The organism is Paenibacillus sp. FSL F4-0100, assembly GCF_037993005.1.
Lineage (GTDB): Bacteria > Bacillota > Bacilli > Paenibacillales > Paenibacillaceae > Paenibacillus_AQ.
This window is the reverse complement of sequence record NZ_CP150303.1, coordinates 2,104,256-2,119,685: the sequence shown is the minus strand read 5'-3', so window position 1 is coordinate 2,119,685 and position 15,430 is coordinate 2,104,256. Positions and strand designations below refer to the sequence as shown.

The following is a 15,430-nucleotide window of genomic DNA, read 5'->3' as shown; positions in this document are numbered from 1 at the left end:
GTCTCAAAAAGACCGTAGGATACCCTTTTTTTCGGCTAATTCCTATGAAGATAATGTCTCCTTATGTCGTGCGAACCGAAAGGATAGGATCATCGTTAAATAGACAATAACAACCAGAACCGTATTCAGCACAAATATCATGCGAAATCCTAAAAGCCCCCCTGCCAATTGGCTCGGGAGCGCCAGCATGGCACCCCCCGCCGCCGTACCAAACATCATCCCCAGATTTCGTGACAGTGCCAAAATGCTGCTGATCAGGCCGAGGTCCGTTTTGGATGTCCTGCCCATCACGAGAGAATTGTTCGGCGGCGTAATGATGCCCATGGAACCGCCGAGCAGGACGATAAGCAGAATCAGGAAGAAGATCGGATATGCCGGCGATACAAAACCGAGCACTAGTAACGCTGCCGTCATGACCAGCAGCCCGGCTGACAATAACGGAAATGTCCCCAACTTGTCCGACAGGCTCCCGCTCAGTGGCGAGAATATGATCAGCGACAACGGATATCCCATCATGATCAGCCCTGCCGTGGCAGGTTCAACGCCCAGCTCGCTCAGCAAAAACACGGGCAGCACAAGCTGAGCGGAGAAAGCCGCCATATAGGTAATGATGGTGATGATGATTCCCACGCTAACGCCTTCATCCCGAAACAGATCCAGCTTCATAAACGGGAGTTTCCCCTTCCCTCCTCGTTCCCACCGCGAAGATAGACACCACCCGATGAATGCAGCAGCTCCCGCTCCGAATACGATGAACAACAGCGTAACTTGCCAGGAACCCCAACCCCACTGAGCCCCCATATTCACGGCCGTAACCAGTCCGGTTAGGGATATCGCAAACAAGGCAGCCCCCGGCACATCCAATCGGCTTACGCCTTTTTCCGGTTCGTCCTTCGGAATGAATCGCTGAGCGAACAACCATGCAATAAGGGAAATGGCCGTCAGCAGCCAGAAATTGCTCCGCCACGAAAACCACTGAATCAGTATTCCGCCAAGGCTCGGTCCGACCATCGAGCCTGCAGCAACAAACGTGCTGATAAGCCCGAGCGCTTTACCTCGCTGCTCCTTCGGAAATACCGAGACGATCAGCGCCATATTGGTGGCTTGATACATGGCCGCTCCTACGCCTTGCAGAATTCGCGAAGATACCAGTCCGTTTAATGAAGGTGACAAGGCGCAGCAGAGCGCCCCTGCCATAAACACAAAATAGCCGATATTGTGGATTTTCCGCCTGCCCAGCATATCCCCCAGCTTTCCCATGACCGGAAGTAGTATGGAGATGACGAGCAAATAGGCGGTGACAATCCACTGTGCCGTAGGGATGGTGGAATCGAATGTTCTGGCTATATCAACAAGCGCAATGTTGAACATGCCGGCCGACAGATTGGACAGAAATGCCCCTAAACAAATGGTATATTGGACGATCATCCTTGATTTGTTATTCATGCAGGACTCACCCGCTTTATTCATTAATTTCTGTGCCGTTCATAGAAAAAGCCCCCGCATGCGGAGAGCTTCCCCTGGTTGAACCACGTTCTGACAAGCTAGCCGATAGCCGGCTGAGCGGTCGACATCGACCGCAGCCGTTCCTCAGGCATTTGATCCATCCAAATATCGATAATCTGCGCCACTTCACTAACTTTCCCGAAATAGCCTTCAATATTCTCAAGCGTCATGTCATGAGCCGCTTGCGAATACGATGCGCAAGCATCCGCTACAAGCACGATATAATAATCCAGCATAAACCCGTCGCGGGCCGTTGATTCCACGCATACATTGGTGCTGACTCCCGTCATGATCAGGGTCTCGATCCTTCCTCGATCGCCAAGCTTGTCTCCCTCATGGCCGCAATCTCTACCCCGTTTCTGCGAAACCACTTGCTGACGCCCGAAATCTCAATTTTGTGAGTCATGCCCCTTCCTCCTCTTTTTTGATTTCATGATACATCAAACATGTATTTTCAAAAGCAGATGTAACAAAAAATCGCCAGTCCAGCCCCAAGTCGCACACATGTATGTGCCTTGGTACCAAACTGACGATCGGCCCGCTCTCTACTCGAGGTTGTTCAAAAAGTCATCTTTTGATCACGTAGCAGCACATGAAGCTTAATCGACATCGAATCTTGAATTCAGCCGGGCCTTCCGGTGCTCACGTAGGTTTTGCCTACGCTCCGCTCCTCAGTCCCTAGCTTCATCCAACCTTCTCGGTGCTGAAAACCTGACTTTTTGAACCCTTACTACAAGAGTTCCGGCATGTCGTTCAGATATGCTTCTACATCTTTCTCCAAAAACACGATGGTACCGGAAAACTCGGTCTCTGCATCATAGTCTTTAAGAATGGAGATGATTTTAAATTGAAACTGCTGTTCCAGGGAAGCTTTAATCTCCTGCTTGAACACCTGGAATAAAAGGTGGTCCAACTGCCGGGTAGAGAGGGGGTAATTCTCATCCAGCAGTTTGAGGACGGGGACTCTACTATTTCTCGATACAATGATGATTTTGTTGCCAACGAAATCGACTTTTTGCTGCTTATTTTCTTATTTATCGCGTTGTAAACCCTCAAAAGATCCTGTTTGAGTTCGCCTGCTGTCATCATGGTTCAACATCCATTTGTGTGAATTAATATCACATTTACCCGGGTAGGTATAGGGTGTTTATCGAGTTTTTCTGTCCTTGGGTATAATTATAGGTGATTTCGGGTAGTTGTCAATACATTTACGTCAAAAAAGATAACAAACACTTAATTGGTGTTAGTTTATATAACATTAACATAACATTTTTTTGAGTGTGGTTCCGTTTACTTCTGCCCTCTTCCTAAATAAAGAGTAATCCTGAGCGAGCGTCGGGCCCCGTGCCCACGCCCTAAATCTATCACCTTGTTCTATTCCCCGTTAAAAATCCGTTCCAAGAACAAGACGCCCTCCCGCTTCTGGTGCTCATTGACTTCATGGCCGGAGAACGGATAGTCTCTTATTTCTTTTGCCGATTTCATTCGGTTGTATGCTGCATATATGGTTTCAGGCATGCAGACCGTATCCTTCCAGCCGACGGATACCATGACCGGCACCTGGATTCGCGGCGCCAGATTCAGCATGTCAAAATACGAGAGATGCTCCAGGATTTGATCCAATTGCTCCGGGTAGCGCTTGATGTATTGGGCGATTTCGTTCAGCGAGCTGACCGAATGCAGAATCCCGTAATCCATCCTGCACATGTTGGGAATGTCGGCCACAATGGCCGCAACCTTCGGATTCAAGGCCCCTGCAAGCAGAGACAGTCCGCCACCCTGACTGCCGCCAACCACGGCAATTTTTTTCGGATCCACTCCTGGCTGCTGCGATGCAGCATCCACCGCTCGCACAGCATCCATAACAACTGCCATGTAATAGGAGCGACGAATATCCGTAATCCCCTGCGTCACCCAGCCCTTAACCACGCCGCTATCCAGCGGCAGCAGATTCCCCGTCTCCCCGCCCTGTCCCCTGACATCCACGGCAAACACCGCATAACCCAGCATTAGCCAGTGAGCATACCGCTCTGGAAATCCACGGTCTCCCGAATAACCCGGAAAGGTTACGATACACGGTCGGTTTTTTTCGTCTGAAGAATGTTTAGCTGGAGCTATATACCAAGCATGGATGGGCGTATCATCATAACCATGATAGGTGACCTTGGATACTTCCATATGAGGATATGGCGTCGCTTCCAGTAGACTAACGATGTGAAGCGGCTTTTGGTTATACGCCCTCAACACTTCCTCCCAAAATTGATTCAAAACCTCCTCGTTGATTGTGGGTTCCGGATACAAGTTGCCAAGCTCTTTTTTACGCAGCTCAATGGTATTCATTCTGAGTTAAATCTCCTTTTCGCGAGTATAATGAACGTTCGTGTAACATGGTTATTTCGGCATAACGTCCGTAATCCCCTTCGAAAGAGTAGAATTCATGCCGCTTTATTACAAATCCCTTTCATATTAACGATTAGGCCGCAGCTCCAATCGTTATCTTTCTCTAAAAAAATAATAAGCGATCATAGATTTATAGAGTGGAACATATCATAATAGAAACTATGAAAAACCAAAGGGTTGATATAAAACACCCGCCTCTAGCAATACGACATCTCATAGCGAATGGAGACGATGAATATGCTGCAAGGTTTAACAAGCGCAGGACTCGGAAAACTTGAAAGCGATTTACAGTTTATCGAACTCGCGGCCAAATATGATTTCCAATGCGTCGATATCGATGCCAAAGGTCTTGTAGATCGCCTAGGCGTGGGAGCGGCAGCCGATATGCTGCAATCCCGCCAACTGGAAGTTGGGGCAATCGGTCTTCCCGTGGAATGGAGGGGATCGGACGAGCAGTTCCTAAGCGGACTCGAGAAACTGCCGGCTGCAGCGGCAGCTGCCAAGGCCCTCGGCTGCACTCGCTGCTGTACATACATTCTTCCTTCCACCGATGCACCCGCAGCTCATTTCATGGCTCTGGCCACCACAAGGCTGCGGGCTTGCGCCAACATTTTGGGGGCATATGGAATTCGATTAGCCCTGGAGTTCGTAGGCCCGCATCATCTGCGCACCCAATGGAAGAACCCGTTTATCTGGACAGTACAAGAGACTTTGGATTGGATCGATGCCATCGGGGAACCGAATGTCGGGCTGCTATATGATGCCTATCACTGGTACACCAATGAGATGACGGTCGCGGATATCCGGCAGCTGCGCGCCGAACAAATCATTCATGTCCACATTAACGATGCCAAGGACATACCCGTGAGGGATGTTCTCGATAATGATCGGCTTTATCCGGGTGAAGGCGTAATTAATCTTCCGGGGTTCCTTCAGGCTCTGAACGATATCGGCTATGCAGGCCCAGTTACACAAGAAGTATTGACACCTTCCACGCCGACCGGGACTCCTGAGGAATTGATCGCTAAATCACGGCGAGCCTTTGACAGCGTATTCGGTGCTGCAGGATTATAGTAGAGGTTCCATGCATGCTGAGAGCGGTTAACTGACTGGCAGATACTCAGGACCGGCAAACTCTCCATGTCACGCGGTGGGGAAGCCACGTCACATAACGGAATGATTCCATCTGTTCAGGGAACACTGGAACGGTAGCTTAAGTACCTTTTTGGGAGGTCTCAGGAATGAACGGATTTGAGAAGGAAGAAAGGGATAACTTTACGGACCTATCCACCGTTGAGTCACAGCGGAACGATCTGGTGGCCGAGGAATTTCCCGAGGGACCTTACGGTTCCGATCTCCGCAGCGATTCCCTTGGCAAGAGCACCCCATGGCGCATGGATCAGCGGCCTCCGAATCGGTTTGATTATGAGGATCGCAACCTGCACATGGGCATCGAACGGGAGTATCCCGGTGAAGACGAGAGCATTCAAGCAGACCCGGGACAAAGGAAACCTGAGTAGAGCCGAACTAAAAAACCAACCATCGTGAACTGCACCCCACTTGTTAGACACCATCTAACATTTGGAGGTGCAGTTTTTCTATGGCCAAGACGGTTGGTTTTTGTCGTAACAGGGCTTGTATCCACGCTCGGAAAGCATAATAGCCTATAAAAATACATAAGATGGCATATGAAAAACGTCTAACGCCGTAGTACTCAGAAGACAGACCGCTTTTAGCGGAGGTTTTCTTGCGAGAGAGTCGTACGATTCCAAGAAAGGTAGAAATCCGTTGTCCGTAATTACAGAGACGTGAAGGAGTGGGGGGAGTACATCATGCCCATCATCAAGGAGCAGGATAAATTCGTGATTTATGTTGTCACGTTATCCAGCGTAAAGCGCTACATGTCCATTGAATTTATCGGCGGGTCTTGCGGTTTCATCATCGCTCAAAAAGCACTTCAATCCGATCTGCTCGGCATGATTGGCAGCATCATAGCGCCGATGGCCATTCGCCGCGTGCTGCAATGGCAGCAGTATAAATTCGAGAGTCCTATGCGGTTTGGGTTGCGTGCACTCAACAAGCCGAGCGAGCTGAACACTACATAAATCAAGCGAGCGAAAGCCACTTCCATCACAGGAAGTGGCTTTAGTGGCTCTATATCGACATTCCCGTTTCGGTCATCAGTGGTTGACACAGTTTCAGTTTTCTTCCTAACGTTTCTGCTTGTAAAACTCATGATACAGCTTCATCAGCGCCCGCTTCTCTATCCGCGATACATAGCTGCGCGATATGCCGAGTTCCTTGGCGATCTCACGCTGCGTTCGTTCTTCTCCGCCAGCTTCCAGTCCAAAACGACCAATAACAACTTCCTTCTCCCGGTCGTCCAATATATCGAGGTTCCGGTAGATCTTGCTCTTCTCAATCTTTAACTGCACGGCATCCACGATATCATCCGCTTCCGTTCCTAAAATGTCAATTAATGTAATTTCATTCCCCTCTTTGTCCGTTCCAATCGGATCATGGAGGGATACGTCTTTTCGTGTCTTCTTCAAGGAACGAAGATGCATCAGTATCTCATTTTCTATACAACGGGCAGCAAATGTCGCCAGCTTCGTGCCTTTGTTCGGCCTGAAGCTTTCAATCGCCTTGATGAGTCCTATCGTCCCGATGGAAATCAAATCTTCCAAATCCTCGCCGGTGTTATCGAACTTTTTGACAATGTGCGCAACCAGCCGAAGATTATGCTCAATTAGTTTATTACGCGATTGAGGATCGCCTTCGGCCATTTGCTTCAGATGTTTAGCTTCCTCTTCCTCGGTCAGAGGCTGGGGAAACGCGTTGTTTTTCACGTACGAAACGAGCAGGGTCAACTCTTTTATGAACAAAGCAATTGCGGTAAACAATCCAGGCACTTTAGGACACCTCCTGCGAAGTTACAATGCAACCGGCCCTTATCGCGCTCGGTCTCTCGGTCTTCTCATTCTATGTAGGCAACGGCCCAGAAGTGCCTGTACGTGGGAAAGTGATTCGTAAAAACGTTAAATTCCCGATATCTGTCCGACCATTCATAAAAGACGGCCCGCAATGATACACCATTTGATATTTTAGTGGTTCCTCAACTAAGCAATGGACAACCGCAACTAAAGGCCATTCTTTCACCACATACCAATATATCATGTTATAAATACATGCTGTAATAAATGATAAATTGTCGCAACGGTATATTCCTAAACTAGGACAAGCTTTTTTGTTCAAATCAATCATTCAAGATCCAACATATCTGGCCCCATAACGAGAGACAGCATCTTTGGCAAATATAAAAACGACGGACCACAGAATGATCGACACGCCATTCACTACACCAACACAATATAACAGCCATAATTTTTATTAATATAATATATTGACATTAAATTGGTATGTAATTATATTAAATGTAAGCGTTTTATATAATGACCTAACAAAACCATTAACACCCTGAAGAATGGAAGGGAGAAGCTTACCATGTACACATTGGACTATTTTTCTGTATTGCATGATTTGAACTGCACGATAACCGAAGGCACCTCAGCTTATCCGAAGCTCGGACATATGTTCAAGAGCATGCTGGACAACACGCTGAGTTCGACCATTCAACGGCAGCCCGACGGTACCACCTTTGTCATTACCGGCGATATTCCAGCCATGTGGCTGAGGGATTCGGCTGCGCAAATCCGGCCCTTCCTCGTTCCGGCGGGCCAAGACGAGAAACTGGCCGATTTGATCGAGGGGCTCGTACGCAGGCAAACGGCATTCATCCTGCTTGATCCATACGCCAATGCATTTAATGATTCGCCTTCCGGTCAAGGCCACCAGAACGACCGCACCGCCATGAATCCATGGCTATGGGAGCGCAAATATGAGATCGACTCGTTATGCTATCCCCTCCAGCTTGCTTACCTGTTATGGAAAGAAACCGGTAGGACCTCGCATCTGGATCACAAGTTCCATTCAGCTGCCAGGGTCATTCTGGACATCTGGCGAACCGAGCAGCATCACGAAACCGATTCGCCGTATTACTTCGAACGCTTCGATTGTCCTCCAAGCGACACGCTGCCGCGCGGTGGAAAAGGGGCGGAAGTGGCTTACACAGGAATGACCTGGTCCGGCTTCCGCCCGAGCGACGACGCCTGCGTCTACGGATACCTCATTCCGTCCAATATGTTCGCCGTCGTTGTGCTCGGTTATCTGGCGAAGATTTGCCGTGATGTCCTGCGCGATCCCAAGTTGGAAGCGGAGGCGGAGAATCTTGCCGCTGAGATTCGTCATGGCATTGAGTCGTACGGCGTGGTCGATCACCCCGAATATGGCAAAATATATGCCTATGAAACGGACGGGATAGGAAACCATCTGCTGATGGATGACGCCAACGTCCCCAGCCTTTTGTCAATTCCGTATTTGGGTTATACAAGCGCTGATGACCCGGTCTACCAGAATACCCGTAGGTTCGTGCTGAGCCACGCCAATCCGTACTATTATCAAGGCACTGCCGCCGCAGGCGTCGGAAGCCCCCACACGCCGGATCGTTATATCTGGCCGATTGCGCTGGCGATTCAAGGCTTGACGACCACGGATCGGGAAGAGAAACTTCGACTGCTACGGCTGATGGCCGATACCGATGCAGGCACCGGCATGATGCATGAAGGATTTCTGGTCGACGATCCTGCCCGTTATACTCGCCCATGGTTTTCCTGGGCTAACATGATGTTTTGCGAGCTGATTATGGATTACTGCGGCATTCGGGTCAAAGCGAATGATATTGGAGGAGGTCATCGAGATCACCATGGGAACCAATAGGAAGCTTCGCGGCTGGGTCATCGGATATCTGTTCATTTTACCGTCCATTATCGGCTTCAGCGTTTTTGTCGCCTACCCCCTGTTGTCGTCCATGTATTACGCCTTGACAGAATGGAGCGGGTACGATTCTCCCCGTTTTGTCGGCTTTGAGAACTTTAGATACCTCTTCACCGAGGATCCCGCTTTTTGGCCTTCGATCCGAGCGACGTTTTACTTCGTGATCTTGAGTGTTCCTTTATCGCTGATCCTAGGCTTGTTATTAGCCATGATGCTGAACAAAAACTTGACCGGCATCAAATGGTTCCGCACGATCTTTTATCTTCCCGTCGTCGTTCCCTCCATCGCCACGCTCACGTTGTGGCAATTTATTTATGAGCCGCAATATGGTCTGGCGAATTCGCTGCTAAGAGAGTTCGGACTACCGCCGGGCACTTGGTTGACAAGCGAAACGACAGCGCTTCCATCCATTGTGTTAATCGGTTTATGGCAGGTCGGATCCAGTGTCATCATTTTTCTGAGCGGTCTGCAGTCGGTTCCCCAGGAAATGTATGAAGCGGCGGAAGTCGACGGCGCCTCCAGGTGGCGGATGTCGCTTAACATTACGCTGCCCATGATCACCCCGATCCTGTTCCTGCAGCTTATACTCGGCATCATCGGCGCATTCCAGGCGTTCAACCAGGTTCAGGTGTTGACCGGAGGCGGCCCGAACTTTTCCACCTCCCTGCTGAATTACAAAATCTATACCGACGCCTTCAATGGAAGAATGTTTGGTTATGCCATCGCAGAAGTGTGGGTACTGTTCGTCATCATCATGATCTTTACCGTAATTTCTTACCGGTACTCCAACCGGTTCGTTTATTACGAAAGCGACAAATAAGGGGGTAAGAAGTGATGCAAACGGAAGTACGGCCCAAAGGAAATCTGAATGCAGCGGACATACGCGTTAAGCGAAGAGTACGGTTTAATTGGATTGATGCCTTTCGTTTTGTCCTATTGGCTATCGGCGCCATTGCGATGCTGTTCCCCCTCTTGTGGATGGTTACCATTGCGCTGAAGAGCAATAATGACGTGTTCAAAATTCCGCCCGAATGGTTTCCGCGGGAGTTTCATTGGTCCAATTTTGTAACCGGTACGAAGGAAATCAACTTTTGGCAAACGTTTGGCAACTCCCTGTTTATCGCGATTACCTGCACGATCGGGCAGATTATAAGCTCAGTTCTAGTGGGCTACGGGCTGGCACGGCTGAAGTTCCCGGGACGTAAACTGTGGTTCTCGCTTTTTATAGGGAGCCTTATGCTTCCCGGATTTGTAGGCATGATCCCTATGTTTAACCTGTACACCAGCATTGGATGGTACGATTCCTGGCTGCCGATTATCGTGCCCGCCTTTTTTGGAAACGCCACGTTCTCGTTCCTGTTTGTCCAGTATATAAAAACGATCTCCGTTTCATTTGACGAGGCTGCCAAAATTGACGGAGCATCGGACCTTTATGTGCTGCTCAAGGTATTGGTGCCGATGTCCATGCCGGTCATCATGACCATGGTAATATTTGCGTTCCAAGGGGCATGGAATCAATATTTGGAACCTCTGCTCTATATTATCGATCCAAGCAAATGGACGTTGTCGCTGGCGATGGCTACCTATACGGGCACCTATGCGACGGCCTGGAATCTGTTCATGGCCGCGGATTTAATTTATATCCTGCCGATGCTGCTGCTCTTCTTCTTTGGCCAGAAGTTTTTTATGCAGGGGCTCGGCTCCATGAATTCCGCGGGTTTAAAGTAAAGCTTCCAACCGTATGGGAGGTGATGCCGATCCTAACTTGACTGAAGTAAAAACCATGTGATGTTCAGTTCATTAAATTTACCATTGGGGAGGTCTTTCAATGAGACAGGGTGTTAAAAGGTGGGCCAGTGGAATCATCACTTTACTGTTATTTTCAAGTTTGCTAGCCGCTTGCGGCGGAGGCTCCGGTTCGGCGAGCCCTGGGAACACGCCATCCAGAGAAGATAACGCCGGGTCCAAGAAACCCGTCGAAGTCACGATGATTACTTGGGAGTCGGCGGCCATGAACGAAAAAATCATGGCATCCATGAAAAAATTCGAAGAGGATAACCCTGACATCAAAGTGAAGCTCATCCCTACTCCATTGGACAATTACGGTGTCAAGATTAACGGAATGATCACGGCGAAGAAAGCGCCCGACATCTTCATGACCGGTAACGACATGCTGCTCGATAATGCCGGCAAAGGACTTCTCTATGACTGGACGGAACTTGCAACACAGGACAAAGCGTTCATGGAAGGCTTTTACGATGGCGTGGTAGACAGCTGGTACTATGAAGGCAAGTTGGTCGGATTGCCGGGCCTTTTGAACACATACGGCATTTTTTACAATAAAAAATCATTCCAGGATGCAGGTCTTCCGGAACCGAAGATTGGCTGGACCTATGATGAATTCTTCACGGCGATGGAAAAACTTTCGAGCAATCAGGGCGGCGTGCAGCAATTTGGTTATTACGCCCCCCTTGACCCCTTCCATCTCTCTCTCTATTCGGTTTCCGCAGGCGGCGCTCCCTTCGCTGATGCCATCATCAATCCAACGAAGGTGGAAATCAGCGACCCGTTCAGGGAAGGCGTCGAAAAATATAAGGCTGCCATTGCAAATGGTTACATGAATCCTCCTACCTTTGATTTAACGAATGCCATGAGTTCGTTCAAACAAGGTAAAGTCCCGATGACCCTGCAGGGGCAATGGGTAGCCGATGATTTGATCCGTACGGCTCCGAAGGAATTGGAATGGGGTTACGTGCCGATGCCCGTGGTAAACAGCCAGACCGAGATTTATGACGCCGTAGGCTGGTCCAGTCCGGCAACGCTCAAAAATCCGGAAGCGGTATGGAAAGTGCTCAAGTATCTGGATTCCAAAATGTACGAGGAAGTTCTCCCTTCAACCCCGGTGGCTCCCGCAGCCTATCAAGCATCTTCCGCAGCTTATTACGAAGCGCTGAAAACGGCCGGACATCCTGAAGTGGGCGAAGGACTTGATCATATCCTGAAATCCCAGAATACGCAGCCGGTTCGTTTCCTGTCGACATGGGCAGGCAAAGCGTACCCGTTCATTGAAGCATCATGGAAAAACATTCTGATGGGCAAAGCCCCGATCACCGAACTGGATGTGATGGCCGAAAAAATCAACAAAGTGATTACGACCGGCAAGTAGTAACCGGAACCGTTAAGCTCATGAAGCCGATCATGAATGGAACGGATCGGCTTCGATTTGAAAATAGAGGAGGAACATTCATGTCACTAAGATCAGGTCAACTTTTCAGGTTTCTGGCGGTGCCTCTGGCTATCGCGCTCATGCTCGGTTCCATGCCGGGCATCGGAACGTCCAAAGCCTACGCCTATACCGCATCAGATGGGGATACAGCGATGAGAGCTTTTAACGATACATTCTGGGATCCGAACGCCAAGATGTTCTGGAAGGACTCGAAGCGCGAAAAGCATCAAGACTTCTGGGTGGAGGCAGAGCTGTGGGAATTGGTCATGGATGCATATCAGCATACATCCGATCCTGCCTTGAAAGCCGAGTTTAAAACGCAGATCGACGATGTGTATGACGGCACCGTCGCCAAGTACGGCCAAGACTGGACGAATAACCCGTTCAATGACGACATTATGTGGTGGGCGATGGGAAGCGCCAGAGCCTATCAAATCACCGGGAATCCAAGATATTTGGAAGCCGCGAGGGATCATTTCGATTTTGTGTACGATACGCAGTGGGATGAAGAGTTTGCAAGCGGCGGCATTTGGTGGCTGAACAGCGACCATAATACCAAAAATGCGTGCATTAATTTCCCGGCGGCGCAAGCTGCGCTTTATCTTTACGATATTACGAAAGATGAGCATTATTTGAACGCGGCAACCAAAATATTCAGATGGGGCAAAACGATGCTTACGGACGGAAACGGAAAAGTGTTCGACCGCATCGAAATTGAACATGGCGCGGTTCCGGATGCCACTCACTACAACCAGGGTACATACATCGGGTCGGCCGTCGGATTGTATAAAGCGACCGGAAATGCCGTTTACCTCGATGACGCGGTCAAAGCCGCTAAATTCACCAAGAACCATCTGGTGGATTCAAACGGGGTGTTGAATTATGAAGGCCCCAACGGGGATCTGAAAGGCGGCAAAACGATCCTTATGCGCAACCTGGCCCATTTGCAAAAAACACTGGATGAAACCGGCCAGTACCCGGAATTCAGCGCTGAATTCGACGAATGGCTTGCATTCAATATCGAAATGGCCTGGAGTCACCGGAATTCGGATCATATCGTGGATGGAAACTGGGCGGGACAGTTGCTGTCCGGAACCTATGAATCCTGGTCCTCGGCGGCAGCCGTTCAAGCTTTAAACGGTATCAAGCCGATGGAAGCAGAGCTTCATTATGCCGTTAAAAACCCCTTCGATAAAATCGAAGCGGAACGCTACAATATCGGGTCCGGTTTCGTTCTGGAAGGCGCGTTCGAAGGTTCGCTGCAATTAGGCGGAATCCAGCATGGCTCTTATGCCGCTTACAAAAATGTGGATTTTGGATCAGACGGTGCGATCGGCTTCATTGCCAGAGCGTCCAGCGGAACGGGCGGAGGTCAAATCGAGATCCGGCTTGATTCCAAGGATGGTCCCAAAGTCGGGACCTTGAACGTAGAGGGAACGGGCGACTGGAATCATTATATCGATGCCGTCACCCTCCTTAAAGATGGCCAGGGAGCGCCGAGCACCATAACCGGCGTCCATGATGTGTATCTTGTCTTCACCAAGACGAACGACGATTATTTATTCAATTTGAACTGGGTTAAATTCACAACGACGGACCCGACGGAAACCGACGCCTATGCCAAGCTTAAGGCCGGAAATTACGACAGCAGCGAAGGACTTAGTAAAAATGCCGAGTTCGGATATTTGGACGCAATCCATCACAATGCCTATGCCTCTTATGAAGGAATTGATTTCGGATCTGGCGCGGCTGGTATCACTGTGCATGTGGCCAGCGGCAATCAAGGCGGCACGATCGAGGTTAAATTGGACAGTCTGGATGGACCTACCGCAGGTGTCATTCAAATTCCGGCGCTGGGAAGCTGGGATAACTGGGTCGATATGATGGCGAATATCGATGACACCTTAGCTGTAGGTGTTCACGACGTATACCTTGTTTTCAAGGGAGCGAACGGCAGCGACTACCCCCTCAATCTGGAGTGGTTCACCTTTACCACCATGAAAGGAAAAGCAAGGGATGCTTACGACAAGCTGGAAGCCGAAAACTATACAAACGGAGTAGGCTTCGGCAGAGAAACCGGCGGCGGGGAAACTTACCTGGCCGGGATGTTTGGTCCGAATAACCCTTATGCCATGTACAATTATATCGATTTTGGCAGCGAAAGCCCTACCCAATTCCATATCAACGCAGCCAGCGCCACGGCTGGCGGGACGATCGAGGTCAGACTGGACAGTCTGGGCGGTCCGGTCATTGCAACAGCCACCGTCTCAGGAACCGGGGGCTGGCAAAATTTCAAAGTTTCCTCGACGGATGTAACTGCCCCCGTAACGGGAAAACACATTGTATTCCTGTCTTTTAAGGGTGGAGACTGGTTATACAACTTCGATAAGTTCACCTTTGGCGATCCGGGCGTATTCACGGAGCCTACTCCTCCTACAAAACCCGAAGAGGACCACGTTGCTCCAGGCGAGGTAGAGAACGTTCAGGTGAAACGCGGAGAAGGCAATATGAAGCTGTATTGGGACGGTCCTTACGATATCGATGCTCAAAAAGTGCAAATTACGCTGCGGAGTAATGGACAGCAGGTCGGCGACATCATCGAAGTGAATCGGGGAATTCAAACAGCGGTGATACAGGGAATCGAGGCGGGCAAGGATTACTCGCTCTTCATCCGGTCCATTGATCGGTCCGGGAATGTTTCGCAGGGAGTCACCATCGAGGTTACCGATTCTCCTTCCTTCTCTTTGACTGCTAATGGCAAGAGCTTGGAAGATGGCGATTCTTTGGAGGATTACATGGCCCTCAGCTTCAAAATAAAGGACACTTCCGCCATCCAATTTGCCGAAATAACCATCGGCGATAAAGTATATACGCTGGATCCATTGACCAAGGACGCTATCGACATCGATTTGGCCGGGAATTTGGGCGACATAACTTCAACGGTTACGACTGAAGACCGCTCCGGCAACAAACTTCAGAAAACATTCCAGTTCCGGGTCATCACCAGCGTGTTTTCCATGAAAAAATTAATCGCCCGATTCGCGGATTCAGGAGATGTAAGCGGAGCGCTCATTCCTCAGCTGATCAACGCTCTTAACCAGGTACAGCATCAACTGGATCTGGGAAGAGTGGATCATGCCGTCAAGCATATGCAGAATTTCACCAAGCACCTGAATAAGGAGGCGATGGGACGCAACGTCAGCGATCAAGCCAAAACGGTATTGAATACCGATGCGAACTCCCTGCTCCAAGATTGGCAGGATGGCTTGGAGTAAACATAAAGCGCTATAGCGGCGACCATGCATGACGTATAAAAAAAGGGACTCCTGATGATTCAGGAGTCCCTTTTTGTTCTCTTTCACCTGTACCAATAGTCTCTTGCGGCCCATACGTGCGATGCCCTGT

Annotated in this window: 13 protein-coding genes; 8 read left to right on the top strand and 5 right to left on the bottom strand. The window is 49.6% G+C overall.

Annotation, left to right across the window (positions count from 1 at the left end; all coding sequences use genetic code 11):
- Positions 1-42: 42 nt before the first annotated feature.
- The 4 genes from MHH48_RS09245 to MHH48_RS09230 form a co-directional block, all read right to left on the bottom strand.
- Positions 43-1,446 carry an MFS transporter gene (locus MHH48_RS09245; RefSeq protein ID WP_076320538.1) on the bottom strand — a complete coding sequence of 468 codons (1,404 nt, stop codon included), beginning with the start codon at positions 1,444-1,446 and terminating at the stop codon, positions 43-45.
- 98 nt (positions 1,447-1,544) lie between these two features.
- Complete coding sequence (locus MHH48_RS09240) at positions 1,545-1,796, bottom strand: isochorismatase family protein (RefSeq protein WP_256720375.1); 252 nt, start codon at positions 1,794-1,796, stop codon at positions 1,545-1,547.
- A 440-nt stretch (positions 1,797-2,236) separates the two neighbouring features.
- Positions 2,237-2,491 carry a Na-translocating system protein MpsC family protein gene (locus MHH48_RS09235; RefSeq protein WP_256720412.1) on the bottom strand — a complete coding sequence of 85 codons (255 nt, stop codon included), beginning with the start codon at positions 2,489-2,491 and terminating at the stop codon, positions 2,237-2,239.
- A gap of 389 nt (positions 2,492-2,880) precedes the next feature.
- Positions 2,881-3,846, bottom strand: a complete 966-nt coding sequence (locus MHH48_RS09230; protein ID WP_076320537.1) for an alpha/beta fold hydrolase — start codon at positions 3,844-3,846, stop codon at positions 2,881-2,883.
- Positions 3,847-4,143: 297 nt separating this feature from the next.
- Here MHH48_RS09230 and MHH48_RS09225 point away from each other — a divergent pair, with 297 nt between their 5' ends.
- The 3 genes from MHH48_RS09225 (at position 4,144) to MHH48_RS09215 (ending at position 6,011) form a co-directional block, all read left to right on the top strand.
- Entirely contained in the window at positions 4,144-4,980 is an 837-nt protein-coding gene (locus MHH48_RS09225) for a sugar phosphate isomerase/epimerase family protein (RefSeq protein ID WP_076320536.1), read from the top strand.
- 167 nt (positions 4,981-5,147) lie between these two features.
- A complete protein-coding gene (locus tag MHH48_RS09220; protein ID WP_076320535.1) occupies positions 5,148-5,426 on the top strand; it encodes a hypothetical protein in 279 nt (92 codons plus the stop codon).
- Between the two features lie 312 nt (positions 5,427-5,738).
- Complete coding sequence (locus MHH48_RS09215) at positions 5,739-6,011, top strand: hypothetical protein (protein ID WP_076320534.1); 273 nt, start codon at positions 5,739-5,741, stop codon at positions 6,009-6,011.
- Between the two features lie 105 nt (positions 6,012-6,116).
- Here MHH48_RS09215 and sigK read toward each other — a convergent pair whose 3' ends face one another.
- The gene (gene sigK / locus MHH48_RS09210; protein WP_076320533.1) at positions 6,117-6,818 is read right to left on the bottom strand and encodes an RNA polymerase sporulation sigma factor SigK; all 702 of its coding nucleotides are present in this window, start codon (positions 6,816-6,818) and stop codon (positions 6,117-6,119) included.
- 592 nt (positions 6,819-7,410) lie between these two features.
- Here sigK and MHH48_RS09205 point away from each other — a divergent pair.
- The 5 genes from MHH48_RS09205 (at position 7,411) to MHH48_RS09185 (ending at position 15,300) form a co-directional block, all read left to right on the top strand.
- Positions 7,411-8,742 (top strand): glycoside hydrolase family 125 protein, encoded by a 1,332-nt coding sequence (locus MHH48_RS09205; RefSeq protein WP_076320532.1) that lies wholly within the window; start codon positions 7,411-7,413, stop codon positions 8,740-8,742.
- A complete protein-coding gene (locus tag MHH48_RS09200) occupies positions 8,729-9,619 on the top strand; it encodes a sugar ABC transporter permease (RefSeq protein WP_071222856.1) in 891 nt (296 codons plus the stop codon). The genes MHH48_RS09205 and MHH48_RS09200 overlap by 14 nt, the downstream gene beginning before the upstream one ends.
- A gap of 14 nt (positions 9,620-9,633) precedes the next feature.
- Positions 9,634-10,527, top strand: a complete 894-nt coding sequence (locus MHH48_RS09195) for a carbohydrate ABC transporter permease (RefSeq protein WP_076320531.1) — start codon at positions 9,634-9,636, stop codon at positions 10,525-10,527.
- Between the two features lie 100 nt (positions 10,528-10,627).
- Positions 10,628-11,965 carry a sugar ABC transporter substrate-binding protein gene (locus MHH48_RS09190; RefSeq protein WP_076320530.1) on the top strand — a complete coding sequence of 446 codons (1,338 nt, stop codon included), beginning with the start codon at positions 10,628-10,630 and terminating at the stop codon, positions 11,963-11,965.
- 80 nt (positions 11,966-12,045) lie between these two features.
- On the top strand, positions 12,046-15,300 hold the full coding sequence (locus MHH48_RS09185; RefSeq protein WP_076320529.1) for a carbohydrate-binding protein: 3,255 nt from the start codon (positions 12,046-12,048) through the stop codon (positions 15,298-15,300).
- The last annotated feature ends 130 nt before the right edge of the window (positions 15,301-15,430 follow it).